At 61.6% G+C, this 18,032-nt stretch carries 9 protein-coding genes and 1 pseudogene; 4 read left to right on the forward strand and 6 right to left on the reverse strand.

Features of this window, described 5'->3' with window-relative positions:
• Positions 1 to 22: 22 nt before the first annotated feature.
• The 4 genes and pseudogenes from mscK to CAF90_RS29975 all read right to left on the reverse strand — a co-directional run.
• Positions 23 to 3,376: a mechanosensitive channel MscK gene (gene mscK, locus CAF90_RS21725; RefSeq protein ID WP_085608445.1), complete on the reverse strand. Its 3,354-nt coding sequence runs from the start codon at positions 3,374 to 3,376 to the stop codon at positions 23 to 25.
• 34 nt (positions 3,377 to 3,410) lie between these two features.
• Positions 3,411 to 5,153 (reverse strand): potassium/proton antiporter, encoded by a 1,743-nt coding sequence (locus tag CAF90_RS21730; RefSeq protein WP_085608446.1) that lies wholly within the window; start codon positions 5,151 to 5,153, stop codon positions 3,411 to 3,413.
• A 262-nt stretch (positions 5,154 to 5,415) separates the two neighbouring features.
• Positions 5,416 to 6,288, reverse strand: coding sequence for a methyl-accepting chemotaxis protein (locus CAF90_RS29970; protein WP_371850982.1), 873 nt, complete (start codon positions 6,286 to 6,288; stop codon positions 5,416 to 5,418).
• Positions 6,271 to 7,149 (reverse strand): annotated as a pseudogene (locus CAF90_RS29975) (MCP four helix bundle domain-containing protein); the annotation flags it as partial. The pseudogene CAF90_RS29975 and the gene CAF90_RS29970, both read right to left, overlap by 18 nt.
• 172 nt (positions 7,150 to 7,321) lie before the next feature.
• Between CAF90_RS29975 and CAF90_RS21745 the strand changes: the two are divergent.
• The 3 genes from CAF90_RS21745 to CAF90_RS21755 all read left to right on the forward strand — a co-directional run bounded on the left by CAF90_RS21745 (position 7,322) and on the right by CAF90_RS21755 (position 9,889).
• Positions 7,322 to 7,552 (forward strand): hypothetical protein, encoded by a 231-nt coding sequence (locus CAF90_RS21745; protein ID WP_007952320.1) that lies wholly within the window; start codon positions 7,322 to 7,324, stop codon positions 7,550 to 7,552.
• Positions 7,549 to 7,851: a cell division protein ZapA gene (locus tag CAF90_RS21750; RefSeq protein ID WP_007952314.1), complete on the forward strand. Its 303-nt coding sequence runs from the start codon at positions 7,549 to 7,551 to the stop codon at positions 7,849 to 7,851. The genes CAF90_RS21745 and CAF90_RS21750 overlap by 4 nt, the downstream gene beginning before the upstream one ends.
• 100 nt (positions 7,852 to 7,951) lie before the next feature.
• Entirely contained in the window at positions 7,952 to 9,889 is a 1,938-nt protein-coding gene (locus CAF90_RS21755; protein WP_085608449.1) for a methyl-accepting chemotaxis protein, read from the forward strand.
• A gap of 122 nt (positions 9,890 to 10,011) precedes the next feature.
• Here CAF90_RS21755 and CAF90_RS21760 read toward each other — a convergent pair whose 3' ends face one another.
• Positions 10,012 to 11,814 (reverse strand): acyl-CoA dehydrogenase, encoded by a 1,803-nt coding sequence (locus tag CAF90_RS21760; protein WP_085608450.1) that lies wholly within the window; start codon positions 11,812 to 11,814, stop codon positions 10,012 to 10,014.
• A 296-nt stretch (positions 11,815 to 12,110) separates the two neighbouring features.
• Positions 12,111 to 16,064 carry a trifunctional transcriptional regulator/proline dehydrogenase/L-glutamate gamma-semialdehyde dehydrogenase gene (putA, locus tag CAF90_RS21765; protein ID WP_085608451.1) on the reverse strand — a complete coding sequence of 1,318 codons (3,954 nt, stop codon included), beginning with the start codon at positions 16,062 to 16,064 and terminating at the stop codon, positions 12,111 to 12,113.
• A 457-nt stretch (positions 16,065 to 16,521) separates the two neighbouring features.
• Here putA and putP point away from each other — a divergent pair, with 457 nt between their 5' ends.
• The gene (gene putP / locus CAF90_RS21770; RefSeq protein WP_085608452.1) at positions 16,522 to 18,006 is read left to right on the forward strand and encodes a sodium/proline symporter PutP; all 1,485 of its coding nucleotides are present in this window, start codon (positions 16,522 to 16,524) and stop codon (positions 18,004 to 18,006) included.
• Positions 18,007 to 18,032 lie beyond the last annotated feature (26 nt).

Below are 18,032 nucleotides of genomic sequence, written 5' to 3' on the forward strand. Positions count from 1 at the left end.
CATTCTGCTGGGATTAGCCGGGTTAGTCGAGTTTGGCCGGCGGCGGTTCCTGTAACGGTTTCTGGTCGTCGCTGACCGGCACGATGGTTTTGGTTTCCGGCTCGATCGGCACCATCTTGTATTCCTGGCCATGCAGGTTCTTCAGGTAAACCTCCATCTGGCGGAACGAGATGTTGATGTGCTGCTTCTTGAACTCGCGGTTGATGAAGCGGTTGACCTCATCGAGTACCGGGTTGCGGTCGCCGAGATCACGCACATGCATGCGCAATTCGTGGTCGAGGGTGCTTTCGCCGAAGTTGAGGAAGTACACGTGCGGCTCGGGTTCCTTGAGCACGCGCGGGTTTTCCCGGGCGGCTTTGAGCAGCAGTTCCTTGACCAGATCCAGATCCGAACCGTAATCGACGCCCAGTTTCAGGGTCACCCGGGTGATGGTGTCGGTCAGCGACCAGTTGATCAGTTGCCCGGTGATGAACGTCTTGTTCGGGACAATGATGTCCTTGCGGTCGAAGTCGGTGATGGTCGTGGCGCGGATGCGGATCTTGCTCACCGTGCCCGACAGGTTGCCGATGGTGATGGTGTCGCCGATCCGCACCGGGCGCTCGAACAGGATCATGATGCCGGAGATGAAGTTCGCGAAGATCTCCTGCATGCCGAAACCGAGGCCCACCGACAGCGCCGCCACCAGCCATTGCAACTTGTCCCAGCTCACGCCGAGGGTCGACAGGGTCGAGACGAAACCGACCCCGGCGATCACGTACGACAGCAGCGTCGTGGTCGCGTAGGCACTGCCCTGGGCCAGATTGAGTTTCGACAGCACAAACACTTCAAGCAGACCCGGCAAGTTGCGGGCGAGCGCAAAGGTGATGCCGATGATGATCAGCGCGCCGAGCATGTCGCCGATGCTGATCGGCACCATGCTCATGTTGGCGCCGGTACCGCTGGTGTATTCGTAGAGGGTGATGTTGTCGAGGTACGAGAACACCGTGATCAGGTCGGCCCAGACCCAGTACAGCGCGGCGATGAAACCGCCGAGCAGCGCCAGACGGATCAGGCGCAGGGACTGTTCGTTGACCTTTTCGATGTCCAGGGTCGGCTCTTCAATCACCGCTTCGCCGTCGCCGGCTTCCTTCGCGGCCTGACGTTTGGCCAGGGCGCGCTGGTAAGCCAGACGACGTGCCGCGACCGCGAGACCACGGACGAAGGTGGCTTCGATCACCAGCCAGAACATCAGCAGGTACAACGTGTTGATCAAGCGGTCACTGAGCTTCAGCGCGGTGTAGTAGTAGCCGAAGCACACGGCGACGAACAGCGCGATAGGCAGCAGGGTGAACATCACACCCACGGCCTTGCGGAACAGCGAGGCGTTTTCGTGGGTCGGGCTGCTGATCAGCAGGCGGCTGAGCAGCCATGCCATCAGGGCGTAGCAGGTCAGCACCACCGGCATGCCCAACACATCGTCGGCCAGCGCCGCCGGTTGCAGCTCGGCGACCGCCACCACGGCCACCAGCGCCATGACCACCAGTCCGAGGCGACGCACCCAGCCTTGCAGGAATTCGACCTGCGGCTTTTCCCAGCGGAAGTGCAGTTCAGCCACGCCGCCCGGCGCGAGGATCCGGTAGGCGGTGTAGAACACCAGCCACGCCTGGGCCATTTGCAGCAGCGCCGCGCCCATGTTCGCGTTCTGCCCCCGTGCGTCGATCTGCAACGCCAGCCCGCACAAGGCCAGGCCCAGCGCCACCGGCATCGCCAACAGAATGTTGATCAGGATCGCCTGCGGCGTGTGCCACTGGCTGTCACGCTTGAAGTGGCCGATGTCCTGGTGAACCTTGTTCAGGCGCGAATACAACTGCTTGCGGCGCCACAGCAGCGCGCCGATCAGCAATGCCAGCGGCAGGAACAACAGCGGTCGCTGGGTCAGGCCGTCGGTCAGTTCGCTGAAGCTCGAGGCCAGCGGCAAGGTGTCGATCTGACGCTTCAGGCGCTCCGGCACGCCGCGCATCCATTCGGTGTCCAGCGGCTTGTTGCTCGGAATCCAGAACATCTGCTCGTCGAGGGTCGCGCGCAGGCTTTGCGCGGTGCTCAGCAGTTGTTTCTGGTTCAGTTGCAGGGTGATCGATTCGTTGAGCATCGCGCTCAGTTCGCGACTCAGCCGTTCCAGCAGATCGACGCGAGTGTTGGCGAGCTCCAGCAGACTCTTGCGCAGCTGTGGCGTGGCTTGCTCGGGCGGCTGGGTGGACAGCAGGTTGTCGACGTAGGTCGCCGGATTGCTCAGCTGTTCGCGCTGCTGGTTGATTTCGAACTGGTACAGGCGAATGTCGGCGATCTGGTCCGCCAGGTCGCGGTCGACCTTGAGGCGCGGCAGCGCCTGTTTCTGTTTATAGAGAATCTTCGACAGCAGCAGGCTGCCCTTGAGCACGTTGATCTGCTCGTCGAGGGCCGAATCGCTCTGGGTCACGCTGTCCAGCTGCTGCTTGGTCTGCAGGTTCTGTTGGGTCAGTTCGTTGAGTCGGTCAGTGCTCTTGAGCAGGTAGTCGGAGAGCTTGAGGTTGGCCGCGCTTTCCGTGGCGAGCAGGGTGCTGCTGCCGGACTTCTGAGCCTCGATCGACTGCTGCGTCACGGTTTCCTGCGACAGGGTCAGACGCTTCTGGTTGATCAGGGTTTGCAGCTCCTGAATCTCGCGATCCAGGCGGTCGGATTTCTCCGAGAGCAGGTCATGCTGACTGTTGCCCAGATCCTGCAACTGGTTGTTGCCGGCCAGTTCCTGACGGCGCAGCGGGATCAGCGCATTGAGCGCCGCCAGTTCGGCGTTGAGCAGGTCGCGCTGCTCGGCGCTGACGGTTTTGCCAGCGTCTTTGCCAGTCTTGAGGATGTTGTTGATCTGCTGGATGCGCGTCTGGCTGCTGGAAATCTCGGCCTGGGCGCGCTCGGGACGGGTCTGGGCGGTGATGATCAGGCTGTTGGCGTCGGCCAGGGCCTTTTGCAGATCGCTTTGCTGGGTCGAGCGCTCGGTGAGCATCTGCTCCAGCTGCTGGATGTTTTCCTTGGGGAAGCGCTGCGCCACCGGTACCACGGCGCTGGCCTTGAGGCGGGTCAGTTCGCGCGAATTCTCGATGGTCTGCTTCGGCGCAGTTGCCAACTGCTGCTTGAGGTCGATCAGCTTCTGCTCGTAGTCACGCCGGTTGTTGAGCTGGTTCAGCGTGTTTTGCAGGACCGTCTGCAGGGCCTTCTTGTCGGCCTCGGGCAGCTTGCTGTCGGTGAGCTTGTCCAGGCTGGCCTGCACGGCGTCGCTGGACGGTGGTTCGGCGGCTTGCAGCGGGCCGACGGAAAGACTCAGGCCCAACAGGGCCGCGAGGAAAAAGGAGCGCAGGGTAGGCATAGAGACCGGTCAAGCAAGTGAGAGTGGACGCAGTTTAGAGGAAGAGTCCGGGGCCCGGGCGACTTCCTTCGGGGAATCTGACGCCCACTTTGCCGATCTTGTTCCCGTCCATGACCGCAACCGTCCAGTGGGTGTTGTTCCATTCCACCTGGTCGCCAACGATCGGTGCACCGCCGACTTTCTGGGCAATGAAGTGGCCCAGGGTCATGTCCGGATCGATGCCTTCGGCGGGCAGGCCGTACAGGGCGGCAACCGCTTTGAGCTGGGCGTCTCCTTCGAGTACGAAGTCGCCGAAGAAGCGCAGATCGAGGCCGCGTTGCGGCGCCTGGCTGAACAGTTTTCCGAGGGCCGGAAGGTTGTGTTCATGGCCGATAACACACAGCAAATCATCGACTTCCAGCACCGTACTACCCGACGGATGGAGCAGTTGCTGGCCGCGAAACAGGGCAGCGATACGTGTGCCTTCGGGCATTTTCAGTTCGCGGAGGGGCGAACCGATGCACCATTTTTCCGCGCCGAGCTTGTAAACGAACAGCTCCCACTCGCTGGTGACGTGCACTTCGAGGGCGGCGCGGGAAATCGGCGCCGGCTCCGGCGGTACTGTCACCTTGAGCAGCTTGGCCACCCACGGCAGGCTCGTGCCCTGCACCAGCAGCGACACCAGCACGATAAAGAAGGCGAGGTTGAAGTACAGCTGTGCATCCGGCAGCCCGGCCATCAGCGGGAACACCGCCAGAATGATCGGTACCGCGCCACGCAGGCCGACCCAGGAAATGAAGGCTTTCTCGCGACCGTGGAAGGCCTTGAACGGCAGCAGCCCGACCAGCACCGACAGTGGCCGGGCGAACAGGATCATCCACAGCGCCAGACCCAGGGCAGGCACGGCGATCGGCAGCAAATCATGCGGAGTGACCAGCAAACCCAGCACCAGGAACATGCCGATCTGCGCCAGCCACGCCATGCCGTCGAGCATGTGCAGGATGCCGTGGCGGCTGCGCACCGGCCGGTTGCCGATCACCAGACCGCACAGGTACACGGCGAGGAAGCCGCTGCCGTGCAGGGCGTTGGTCAGGGCAAACACCACCAGACCGCCGGCGATCACCAGAATCGGATACAGGCCGGCGGCGAGATTGATCCGGTTGACCAGTTGCAGCATCAGCCAGCCACCGCCCAGACCGATCACGCCACCGATGCCGAACTCGCGGATCAGGTGGGTCAGCAGGCTCCAGTGCAGGCCGGTCTGGCCGCTGGCGAGCATGTCGATCAGGGTCACGGTGAGGAACACCGCCATCGGGTCGTTGCTGCCGGATTCGATTTCCAGGCTGGCGGTCACCCGCTCGTTCAGGCCCTTGCCGCCAAGCAGCGAGAACACCGCCGCGGCGTCCGTGGAGCCGACGATGGCGCCGATCAGCAGGCCTTGAATCAGATTGAGGTCGAACAGCCACGCGGCGGCCATGCCGGTGAGGCCGGTGGTGATGAGTACCCCGACCGTCGCAAGTGACAATGCCGGCCACAAGGCCACGCGGAAACTGGACACCCGGGTGCGCAAGCCGCCGTCGAGCAGGATCACTGCCAGTGCGAGGTTGCCGACCAGGTAGGCCGTCGGGTAGTTATCGAAAATGATGCCGCCGCCATCGACCCCGGCAGTCATGCCGACCGCGAGGATGATCACCAGAATCGGGATGCCGAGACGGGAAGAAAGGGAGCTGACAAGAATGCTTGCGCCTACCAGCAACGCGCCGATCAAGAACAGGCTGTTGATGGTCGTCGCATTCAAAGGCAGTACTCCAGAAGCGGAAAGACGGGCACAAACTGACCATGCAGTCTGCGTGCCAGCGATTCTAACCTGTTGAAATGTGATGCTGTCAAAAAGCTTTTGCACCAGAGGAGGCGATCGTTCCCACGCTCCGCGTGGGAACGCCTCAATGGACGCTCTGCGTCCGCTTTTGGGACGCGGAGCGTCCCGGGCTGCATTCCCACGCGGAGCGTGGGAACGATCAACCTCTCGATGTGAGAATGATCAAAAGGGGGCTTCTATCTCAGAGGCTAAACCGCCCAACCATATTGTTCAGATCCAGCGCCAATCGCGACAGCTCGTTACTCGCCGCACTGGTCTGATTCGCGCCGGTCGCCGATTGCACCGACAGATCGCGGATGTTCACCAGGTTGCGATCCACTTCCCGCGCCACTTGTGCCTGTTCTTCAGCAGCGCTGGCGATCACCAGGTTGCGCTCGTTGATTTCGACGATGGCCGTGTTGATCGTGTCCAGCGACAGACCGGCGCCACGGGCGATGTTCAGGGTCGACTCGGCGCGCTCGGTGCTGTTGCGCATCGAGTCCACGGCGTGTTCGGTGCCGCTCTGGATGCTGCCGATCATGCGCTCGATCTCGCTGGTCGACTGCTGGGTGCGGTGCGCCAGGGCACGGACTTCGTCAGCCACCACAGCAAAACCACGGCCGGCTTCACCGGCACGGGCCGCTTCAATCGCAGCGTTCAGTGCCAGCAGGTTGGTCTGGTCAGCCAGGCCACGGATCACGTCCAGTACCTTGCCGATGTCGCGGGATTCGTTGGCCAGGTCGCCGATCAGGGTCGCGGTGCTCTGCACGTCGGCGCTCATGCGTTCGATGGCGCTGACGGTTTCCTGCACCAGATCGCGCCCGTCGCCGGCAGAGGTGGTGGCGTTCTTCGAGGCTTCCGAGGTGCTGACGGCGTTGCGCGCGACTTCTTCCACGGCGCTGGTCATCTCGTTGACCGCGGTGGCGGCCTGTTCGATTTCGTTGTTCTGCTGGGTCAGCCCACGGGCGCTTTCGTCGGTGACGCTGTTCAGCTCTTCGGCGGCGGAGGCCAGTTGGGTGGCCGAGCCGGAAATCCGCTGCAGGGTGTCGCGCAGCTTCGATTGCATCTTGGCCATGGCCGCCAGCAGGCGCCCGGCTTCGTCGGTGCCGTCAACGTGAATCGGCTGGGTCAGGTTGCCTTCGGCGATGGTTTCCGCCGCATCCAGTGCCTTGGCAATTGGTTTGGTAATGCTGCTGGTCAACAGCCAGGCGAACAACAAAGTCAGGCCGGTGGCGATGATTAACAGGGTCACGACCAGATTAAACGACATCGAATACTGATCAGTGGCGCCCTGATTGGTCTCGGCGATCTGTTGGGTGTTGATCTCCAGCAAGCGCGCGAGAGCGGTATTCACCGCTTCGGAATTGGCGAGCAAATCGGTGTTGAGCATCTGCCGCAGTTCGTCGACCTGATTGTTGCGCGACAGAGTCTTCATCCGGTCTTCGAGCTGGCGGTACTGCGCCAGCAACTGCACGTACTGATCATAAGCCGCGCGTTCTTGCGGGCCATCGATCAGCGGCTCGTAGGCGCGTTGCGCGTCGGTGATCTGCCGGTTGCGCAAATCGAACAGCTCGATGGTTTTTTGCTGGACGTCTGGCTCACGGTTGATCAGCAACCGATACGACAGCACGCGCAGGCGCAGGGTCAACTGGGTGAATTCGTCGAGGGCTTTGATCGAAGGCACGCTGGCCGTGGCGATGTCTTCGCCTGCTGCGCGGATCTTGCTCATCTGATTCAGGGCGAACACGCCGAGAATCAGCATCAGGCCGCCGATCAAGGCGAAGCCGGTGAACGCCCGGGGGGCGATGTTCATATTACGAAGGGACATGGAGGCGGATACCAGGGAAGGGCCGCATCCGTGCGGGCTGAGACTGCTGTTGGGTGACTTATCGGTCAGGCGAATGAACTCTTTAGTCCATGTGCGTATTTGTCGCATCCGCACGCAAGCGACGAAGTGCAGGAACCAGATCGGCAGATGACAGTCTCTAACACTCGCAAGAACGGTCGAGCCGCCAGGAAAATCAAGGCCTTGCGCCGGTTTAACCCTGGCGTCAACGACGACTTTTCTTTATCGTACGCGCCCTTTGAAAAAGCCCTGGAAGATCAAAATGTTGGAAGCATCCCTCAGCCAATTGGAACAGCTCGTCAGCGACCTGGTGCAACAGAACCAGACCCTGTCGGAAACCAACCAGACCCTGTCCACGGAACTGGCCCAGGCCAAGGATGAAAACGAAAGCCTGCAACTGAGCCTGATGGAACAGGAAGAAAAGCACGGCGCCACCGCCGCGCGCATCCAGGCCCTGGTTGATCGCGTCAACGCAGGCCCTGTCAGCGCATGAACCACGGCACAGCAGGGGTAAAAGTCATCTCCATCATGGGGGAGGACTATTCGATCAAGGCACCGGCCGGGGAAGAACAGACCCTGCTGGACGCCGCATTGATGCTCAAGGCCGCACTGGCCGACACCAAGCGCAAATACCCGACGCTGATCGGCGACCGCCTGCTGGTGCTGGCGGCGATGAATCTGTGCTCGCAGCAGATTGAAATGAAGAAACAGCATCAGGAAGAACTCGAGCGTTACCAAGAGCAAGTCAGCGCCACGGTCGAGACCATCGCCAAGACCATCAATCAGGGTTGATGGGATTGCGCACAACCAAAGAATAAGATTGTCGATTGCGTTGTATACAATCGGCACGGCTGTTGCAGTGTTTCAGCCTCTTATTCTTTGGGGGTGCTCCATGCAGTTCTGGCGTCGCAGTATTCAATGGCAGCTGATCCTCGGCATGGGCACCGCCCTGCTGGTCAGCATTCTGATCGTGGTTGGCATTTATACCCTGGTGGTCAACCGCCTCGCCCAGAGCTATCTGGTCGAACAGGCGCTGCCGTCGAGCATCGAAGCGACGCGCAACGACATCGAACGAATCCTCGTTCAACCCCTTACCGCCGCCAAGGACATCGCCAGTAACACGATGGTCCGCGACTGGCTGGCCAATGGTGAAGACTCCGCCAAAACGGCGGGCTTTGCGCAGTATCTGGAAGGCATCCGCGCCGAACACAAGGCGTTTACCGCGCTGATCATCGGCACCGAATCCAATCATTACATCACCGAAAAAGGCCTGGATCGCACCCTCAGCCGATCCAAACCGGCCGATGCGTGGTTTTACTCTTTCCTCGACAGCAACCAGCCGCGAACCCTGAACATCGACAACGACGGGGCGACCGGAGAGCTGGCGCTGTTCATCGATTTGAAGGTCGAGCAGGCCGGCAAAGTGGTCGGTGTCGCGGGGCTCGGGTTGAGCATGAAAGAGCTGTCGGAGCTGATCCACAACTTCAGCTTCGGCGAGCGCGGGAAGGTCTATCTCGTGCGTTCCGACGGTTTGATCCAGGTCCATCCCGAGGCGCAGTTCAGCGGCAAGCGCACCTTGAGCGAGCAGATCGGCGGCTCGGCAGCACAAGCGGTCATGGGCCATAAAGTGGCAACCAACAGCAGCTTCCAGCGCGATGGCGAAGACTTCCTCGCCTTCAGCCTGCCTTTGCGCGACCTCGGCTGGACCCTGGTGGCCGAAGTGCCACAGTCGCAGATCTACGCCGAAGCCCGCCGGGCGATGTGGATGAGCAGCGGCATCGGTCTGGCGGTGGCACTGGTTTGCCTGGCGCTGGTGATCTGGCTGGCTCAGGGATTGGTGCGACCGATTCGTCAGGTAACAGCTGCGCTGGTAGCAATCGGTAGCGGTGGTGGAGATTTGACCCATCGGTTAGATTCCAGCCGCGCGGATGAGTTGGGCGACCTCGCTCGGGGCTTCAACCGTTTCCTTGATAGCCAGCGCGGAATGATCGGCGAAGTGCTGACCACCAGCGAGCGTCTGCGTGTTGCCGTCGGCCAGGTGGCCCGGGTTGTGGATAACACCGCCGAGCGCTCAGGTCGTCAGCAGGAAATGACCGACATGGTCGCCACCGCCGTCCACGAAATGGGCCTGACCGTGCAGGAAATCGCCCAGAACGCCGGCAATGCCGCGCTCGCCTCACAAACCGCTCGTGATGAAGCGATGCAGGCGCGGGAAGTGGTCGGGGGCTCGATTCGCCATATAGAAAGCATGTCCGATGAAATCGGCGTCGCGGCGGGCGCGGTGGGTGAGCTAGCGCATCAGGTGGCGTCGATCGATCAGGTGCTGGCGGTGATTCGCGGGGTGTCCGAGCAGACCAACCTTTTGGCGTTGAACGCGGCGATTGAAGCGGCGCGGGCCGGGGACATGGGGCGTGGTTTTGCGGTGGTGGCGGATGAAGTGCGCACTTTGGCGCGTCGTACTCAGGCGTCTACCGACGAGATCCAGCAGATGATCGGCAGCCTCAAGCAGGGGGCGGAGAATGCGGTTTCATCGATGCGCACCGGGCAGGCCGCGACGGGGACTGGGGTTGAATCCAGCCAGCGTACCGGAGCTTCTTTGACCGCGATCACCGGGCAGGTCGAGCGCATCAGCGACATGAACCATCAGGTGGCGACGGCGACCGAGGAGCAGTCGGCGGTGACCGAGGAGATCAATCGTAACGTGCAGGGGATTTCCGATCTGGCCCGGGCGACGGCGGGGGAGGTTCGGGCTTGTCGTGAGGATTGTCAGATGTTGCAGCGGTTGGCGGATGATCTGGCGCGGCAGATGGGTGGGTTCAAACTATCTTGATTGATCGTTCCCACGCTCTGCGTGGGAATGCAGCCCCGGACGCTCCGCGTCCTCTCAAGATCGTGACGCAGAGCGTCACAGGAGGCATTCCCACGCGGAGCGTGGGAACGATCACCGTGGGATCAGAACCACGCATCCTGCATTGCCAGACACGTATCATCCCGCGCCTCCAGCAACGTCAGCTCATGTTGGCACCCCGGCACTTCCCACGTCAGAAAATACCGCGCCGCCTGCAACTTGCCCTTATAGAAGTCGGCATCCGCCACATTCCCCTTGGCCAACCCTTCCTCGGCGCGAATCGCCTGCTCCAGCCAGCGCCAGCCAATCACCGTGTGCCCGAACACTTTCAGGTACAACGCCGAATTCGCCAGACTGCTGTTGACCTTGCCTTGAGCCAGATCGGTCAGCAGGCCGATGGTCACGCTCTGCAGGCGCGCCACCAGTTTTTCCAGCGGCTCACGCAATGCAGTCAACGATTCGTACGCCACCGCGTGCTCGGCGGTGTCGGCGATCAGTCGAATCAGCTGCTTGAGCCCGGCGCCACCGTTCTGCGCCAGTTTGCGCCCGAGCAAGTCCAGCGACTGAATGCCGTGAGTGCCTTCGTGGATCGGGTTCAGGCGGTTGTCGCGGTAGTACTGCTCCACCGGGTATTCGCGAGTGTAACCGTGGCCACCGAGAATCTGGATCGCCAGTTCGTTGGCTTTCAGGCAGAACTCCGATGGCCAGGATTTGACGATCGGCGTCAGCAAATCCAGCAGTTCATGGGCCTGTTTGCGCTCGGCCTCGGTTTCCAGCGTGGTGGTGTCATCGAACAGCCGTGCCGCATACAGACCGAGATCGAAAGCACCTTCGACGTAGGATTTCTGCGTCAGCAGCATGCGTCTGACATCGGCGTGCTGAATGATCGCCACCGGCGCCGTCGTCGGGTCCTTGCTGTCCGGCACCCGGCCCTGCGGACGTTCGCGAGCGTATTCCAGCGAGTACAGGTAACCGGCATAACCAAGCATCACCGCGCCCATGCCGACGCCGATCCGCGCCTCGTTCATCATCTGGAACATATAGCTCAAGCCGTGATGCGGCTTGCCTACCAGATAGCCGACGCACTCGCCGTTATCGCCGAAGTTCAGCGCCGTGGACGTCGTGCCGCGCCAGCCCATCTTGTGGAACAGCCCGGCCAGCAACACGTCGTTGCGCTTGCCCAGACTGCCGTCATCGTTGACCAGAAACTTCGGCACGATAAACAGCGAAATCCCCTTCACCCCGGCCGGAGCGTCCGGCAGCTTGGCCAGCACCATGTGCACGATGTTTTCCGAGAGCGGGTGATCGCCGCCGGAAATGAAGATCTTGTTGCCCTTGAGGCGGTAAGTGCCGTCGGACGCAGGCTCTGCGCGTGTACGAATATCCGACAGTGACGAGCCGGCATGGGGTTCGGTCAGGGCCATGGTGCCGAAGAAGCGGCCGTCGATCATCGGTTGCAGGAAGCGCTGCTTCTGCTCTTCGGTGCCGAAACTTTCGATCAGGTTGGCGGCGCCCATGGTCAGGAACGGGTATGAGGTCGACGCCGCGTTGGCTGACTGGAAGTGGGCGAAGCAGGCCTGGGACAACAGTGTAGGAAGTTGCATGCCGCCGGCGTCGAAACTGCGCGCCGCGTTGAGGAATCCGGCTTCGAGGAAGGCATCCACCGCCGGTTTCACTTCGGGAATCAGAATCGCCTGACCGTTCTCGTAGCGCGGCTCGTTCTCGTCGCCCTTGCGGTTGTGCGGTGCGAAGTACTTTTCGGCGATGTTGCGCGCCGTGCCAATGGCAGCATCGAAGGTTTCGCGGTTGTGCTCGGCAAACCGCTCGCGCCGGGTCAGGCCCTCGGCATCGAGGACCTCGTACAGCTCGAAAGCCAGATTGCGGGAACTGAGCAGCGTCTCGGACATGGCGGCCTACCTTTTTTTGGAATGGGCCGAGTCTAGGCGTGCGAATAAAGGCTGAACAGGAAGATTGATAACGGTGATGGAGAGGCCAAAAAAATGGGCGCCGGTGAGGGCGCCCATTTCTATGTTCCTGTGCTGATCGTTGTTGATCGTTCCCACGCTCTGCGTGGGAATGCAGCCCCGGACGCTCTGCGTCCCATCGGTGCCAGGCTTGAAATCGGCAGCGTGGCTGGAACGCGGAGCGTCCCTTGAGGCATTCCCACGCAGAGCGTGGGAACGATCAGCGGCGGAGTCGCTGATTAACCGATGGTCATCAGGCTGGCGTTACCGCCCGCTGCCGCAGTGTTGACGCTCAGCGCGCGCTCGATCACCAGGCGCTCAAGCGCAATGTTGGTCTCGCCCTGGGACAGGCCCTGAACTCCAACGATGGCGCCGGCACGTTTGGCGATCTGCTGGCAGACCGCACGCAACTGGTCGGAATGGCCGTGATGCAGAACCGCATCGAACACCACGTCGTCCTTGTTCCAGTCGGAAACCAGTTTGATCCGCGCCTGAATCTCCTTCGGCAGGCGTGCGAACAATGCCTTGCTGGTGTCGGATTCCGGCCAGACCGCCGAACCGCCCACCGCCAATACCGCAGCGAGTTGGGTCAGCAGATCACCTTCGATGTCCGCCAGGCACAGCACGTGCTCGCGCGGCAGGATCGCGTAGCTGTTCCTCTCGCCGGTCGGGCCGGCCAGCACGCGGGTGATACCGCTTTGCGACTGCGCTGCGTACTGCACGCACAGGGTGCTCAGGTCGGCGAACTTGTTGCTGTCGGCCCAGGCTTTCAGGGCGGTGAGCGGTTTGCTCATGGCGTCGCGCAGACGAACGTCCGGTGCCACGGCAGCATCACCGCGAGCGAAGGACTGTTCGATGGCATCGGTAGGACGCGTCGACAGCAGACGGTACAGGTACAGCGGGCCACCGGCTTTAGGGCCAGTACCCGACAGGCCTTCACCACCGAACGGCTGGACGCCGACCACGGCACCCACGATGTTGCGGTTGACGTAGACGTTACCGGCGTTGACGTTGTCGATCACCTTGGCGATGGTCTCGTCGATGCGGGTGTGCACGCCGAGGGTCAGGCCGTAACCGGAGGCGTTGATCTGGGCGATCAACTGGTCGATCTCTTTACGCTTGTAGCGCACCACGTGCAGCACCGGGCCGAAGATCTCGCGTTGCAGCTCATCGAAGCTTTCCAGCTCGATCAGGGTCGGCATGACGAAGGTGCCGCGTTTGACTTCCTCGGTATCGGCGATGGCCACCTGGTACACGTTGCGACCTTTGTCGCGCATGCCCTGGATGTGCTTCTCGATACCGGCCTTGGCTTCGGCGTCGATCACCGGGCCGATGTCCACGGACAGGCGCTCCGGGTTGCCGAGACGGCTTTCAGCCATCGCGCCTTTGAGCATTTCGATGACGCGATCTGCGGAATCTTCCTGCAAGCACAGGACGCGCAGAGCCGAGCAACGCTGACCGGCGCTGTCGAAGGCCGACGACACCACGTCGATCACCACCTGTTCGGTCAGTGCCGAAGAGTCGACGATCATCGCGTTCTGGCCGCCGGTTTCGGCGATCAGCGGAATCGGACGGCCCTGGTTGTCGAGGCGACCGGCGATGTTGCGTTGCAGCAGACGGGCGACTTCGGTGGAACCGGTGAACATCACGCCTTTGACGCGCTCATCGCCCACCAGACCGGCGCCGACGGTTTCACCGCGACCCGGCAGCAGTTGCAACACGCCTTCCGGAATCCCGGCTTCGAGCATCAGACGCACGGCTTGTGCAGCCACCAGAGGAGTCTGTTCGGCCGGTTTGGCCAGCACCGGGTTACCGGCGGCCAGTGCGGCGGCGACTTGACCGCTGAAGATCGCCAGCGGGAAGTTCCACGGGCTGATGCAGACCACCGGGCCCATTGGGCGGTGGGCGTCGTTGCTGAAATCGTTGCGTGCCTGCACCGCGTAGTAACGCAGGAAGTCGACGGCTTCGCGGACTTCGGCGATGGCGTTGGCGAAGGTCTTGCCGGCTTCGCGGGCCAGCAGGCCCATCAGCGGCTGGATCTCGCCTTCCATCAAATCAGCGGCACGTTCCAGAATCGCGGCGCGTTCGGCGGGTGGGGTGGCCTGCCAGATCGGTGCGGCGTTCAGGGCGCATTGAATGGCGTTGTCGACGTCTTCAACGGTGGCTTCCTGCACGTGGCCGACCACGTCACGCAGATCGGACGGGTTCAACACCGGTGCCGGCGCTTCGTTGCTGGAGGCGCAACCGAGCATCGGCGCGGCTTTCCAGTTGTTGTGGGCGGTCGCCAGAAGGGCGCAGGACAGCGAGGCCAGACGATGTTCGTTGGCCATGTCGATGCCGCTGGAGTTGGCGCGCTCGGAACCATACAAATCACGCGGCAGCGGAATGCGCGGGTGCGGCAGGCCGAAACCACCTTCCACGGTCGCCATCTGCTCGATCTGCGCAACTGGATCAGCCACCAGTTCCTGGATCGAAATCGACTGGTCGGCGATGCGGTTGACGAACGAAGTGTTAGCGCCGTTTTCCAGCAGGCGACGTACGAGGTACGCCAGCAGGGTTTCGTGGGTGCCGACCGGAGCGTACACACGGCACGGACGGTTCAGCTTGCCTTCGGAAACTTTGCCTACAACCTGCTCGTACAACGGTTCGCCCATGCCGTGCAGGCACTGGAATTCGTACTGACCCGGGTAATAGTTCTGACCGGCAATGTGATAAATCGCCGACAGGGTGTGGGCGTTGTGCGTGGCGAACTGCGGGTAGATGACTTCCGGTACCGACAGCAGTTTGCGGGCGCAGGCGATGTAGGAAACGTCGGTGTACACCTTGCGGGTGTAGACCGGATAGCCTTCCAGGCCTTCGACCTGGGCGCGCTTGATTTCGCTGTCCCAGTACGCGCCTTTCACCAGACGGATCATCAGGCGATGACGGCTGCGGCGAGCCAGGTCGATCACGTAATCGATCACGTACGGGCAACGCTTCTGGTAGGCCTGGATCACGAAACCGATGCCGTTCCAGCCGGTCAGTTGCGGCTCGAAGCACAGGCGCTCGAGCAGATCCAGCGACAGCTCCAGGCGGTCGGCTTCTTCGGCGTCGATGTTCAGGCCGATGTCGTATTGCTTGGCCAGCAGGGTCAGCGACAGCAGACGCGGGTACAGCTCATCCATCACGCGCTCGTACTGGGCGCGGCTATAACGCGGGTGCAGGGCCGACAGTTTGATCGAGATGCCCGGGCCTTCATAAATCCCACGGCCGTGGGAGGCTTTGCCGATCGAGTGAATGGCTTGTTCGTACGAGGCCAGGTACTTCTGGGCGTCGTGTTCGGTCAGCGCCGCTTCACCGAGCATGTCGTAGGAATAACGGAAGCCCTTGGCTTCGAACTTGCTCGCGTTGGCCAGTGCTTCGGCGATGGTTTCGCCGGTCACGAACTGCTCGCCCATCAGGCGCATGGCCATGTCGACGCCCTTGCGGATCATCGGCTCGCCGCTCTTGCCGATGATGCGGCTCAGGGACGAAGTCAGGCCGGCTTCGTTGTGGGTGGAGACCAGTTTGCCGGTCAGCAGCAAGCCCCAGGTCGCCGCGTTGACGAATAGCGACGGGCTGTTGCCCAGGTGCGGCTGCCAGTTGCCGGTGCTGATCTTGTCGCGGATCAGTGCATCGCGAGTGCCCTTGTCCGGGATACGCAGCAGCGCTTCGGCCAGGCACATCAGTGCCACGCCTTCCTGGGACGACAGGGAAAATTCCTGCAGCAGGCCCTGAACAATGCCTGCACGACCGCCGGCACTCTTCTGGTTACGCAGTTTTTCCGCGATGGTTGCGGCGAGTTTGTTGGTGGCTTCGGCCATCGGCGCCGGCAGGCGAGCCTGCTCGATCAGCATCGGCACGACTTCCGGCTCAGGGCGACGGTAAGCAGCGGTGATCGAGGCGCGCAAAACCGATTGCGGCAGGATGCTTTCGGCGAATTCAAGGAAGCATTGGTGAGCGTGATCGGTGTGGACTTCGCCCGCGTCGTCGGCGTCCTTGGCGGTCAAACCGTCCAGCTCGGTCAGGGTTGCACCACCCTCGAGTTTTTCCAGGTAATTGAAAATTGCCTGCTTGATCAGCCAGTGCGGTGTGCGATCAATCGAGGTTGCGGCGGCCTTCAGGCGCTCGCGGGTCGGGTCGTCAAGTTTGACCCCAAGGGTGGTGGTAGCCATATTTTTATCCTCATAGGTGCCGCAGTTGCGCGACAACAGCTGGCGGCAAGATTAGCCGCGAGCCGAAAGAGGTGCAACCGGGTGCAACCCTTTTTTGTCGGAATATTCGGCAACTCGTCAGGAAATAATTTCTGGTACGAAAGTGCCGCTCCTGCTTGGTGCTTTTGCTTCTAGCAAAGGCCCCTGACTGCGCTAAAAGGGAGCAAAAAACCGCCTTTTCGGGATAATTCCGATTAGGTGCAACTAATTCTCAAGAAACTGGTTGCACCTGTTTTAGTTTGTTGAATAGGATTCGCGCCCAAGGTGCAACCGGGGAAAACCCGGTGTACCGGCCAATGGCTTTCCTGGGGAAACATTGGTCATAAATGCGCGGCCGTGCGAATCGTCTGTCAGACCTCGGTCTGCAAATGGTGCAACCGCCGCCGCTACATAAAAACAAAGCCAGGGCACGTACGTAATGAGCGCAAGCAATCCAACCCTGATCACGTTCGTGATCTACATCGCAGCAATGGTGCTGATCGGCTTCATGGCCTATCGCTCCACCAACAACCTTTCCGACTATATTCTGGGCGGCCGCAGCCTGGGCAGCGTGGTGACCGCATTGTCCGCCGGCGCCTCCGACATGAGCGGCTGGTTGCTGATGGGCCTGCCGGGCGCCATCTACATGTCCGGCCTGTCCGAAAGCTGGATCGCCATCGGCCTGATCGTCGGTGCCTACCTGAACTGGCTGTTCGTCGCCGGTCGTCTGCGTGTTCAAACCGAACACAACGGTGATGCGCTGACCCTGCCGGACTACTTCGCCAGCCGTTTCGAAGACAAAAGCGGTCTGCTGCGCATCATTTCGGCGGTAGTAATTCTGGTGTTCTTCACCATCTACTGCGCTTCCGGCATCGTTGCCGGTGCCCGTTTGTTCGAAAGCACCTTCGGCATGTCCTACGAGACAGCGCTGTGGGCCGGTGCTGCGGCGACAATTGCCTACACCTTCGTCGGCGGTTTCCTCGCGGTGAGCTGGACCGACACCGTACAAGCCACCCTGATGATCTTCGCCCTGCTGCTGACGCCGATCATCGTGCTGCTGGCCACCGGCGGCGTCGATACCACGTTCCTGGCCATCGAAGCGCAAGATCCAGGCAACTTCGACATGCTGAAAAACACCACCTTCATCGGCATCATCTCGCTGATGGGCTGGGGCCTGGGCTACTTCGGCCAGCCGCACATCCTGGCGCGCTTCATGGCCGCCGACTCGGTGAAATCCATCGCCAACGCCCGTCGCATCTCCATGACCTGGATGATCCTGTGCCTGGGCGGCACCGTGGCCGTGGGCTTCTTCGGTATCGCTTACTTCTCGGCGCACCCGGAAGTCGCAGGTCCAGTGACCGAGAACCACGAGCGTGTGTTCATCGAACTGGCCAAGTTGCTGTTCAACCCGTGGATCGCCGGTGTGCTGCTGTCGGCCATTCTGGCGGCGGTAATGAGCACCCTGAGCTGCCAGTTGCTGGTGTGCTCGAGCGCCCTGACCGAAGACTTCTACAAGACTTTCCTGCGTAAATCCGCCTCGCAAGTCGAGCTGGTGTGGGTCGGTCGCGCCATGGTGCTGCTGGTTGCACTGATCGCCATCGCGATGGCTGCCAACCCGGACAACCGCGTGCTGGGTCTGGTGTCCTACGCCTGGGCCGGCTTCGGTGCAGCCTTCGGTCCGGTCGTGCTGATCTCGGTGATCTGGAAGAAGATGACCCGTGACGGCGCACTGGCCGGCATTCTGGTCGGCGCGATCACCGTGATCGTGTGGAAGCACTTCGAGCTGCTGGGTCTGTACGAAATCATCCCGGGCTTCATCTTCGCCAGCCTGGCGATCTACTTCGTCAGCCTGATGGGCCAGCCGAGCGCCGGCATGGTTCAGCGTTTTGAAGCGGCCGAGAAAGATTTCCATCTGAACAAGTGATGGAAATGAGCTGAGGCTCACAAGAA

It is taken from the genome of Pseudomonas sp. B37(2017), assembly GCF_002112885.1.
Classification (GTDB): Bacteria; Pseudomonadota; Gammaproteobacteria; order Pseudomonadales; family Pseudomonadaceae; genus Aquipseudomonas; species Aquipseudomonas paraglycinae.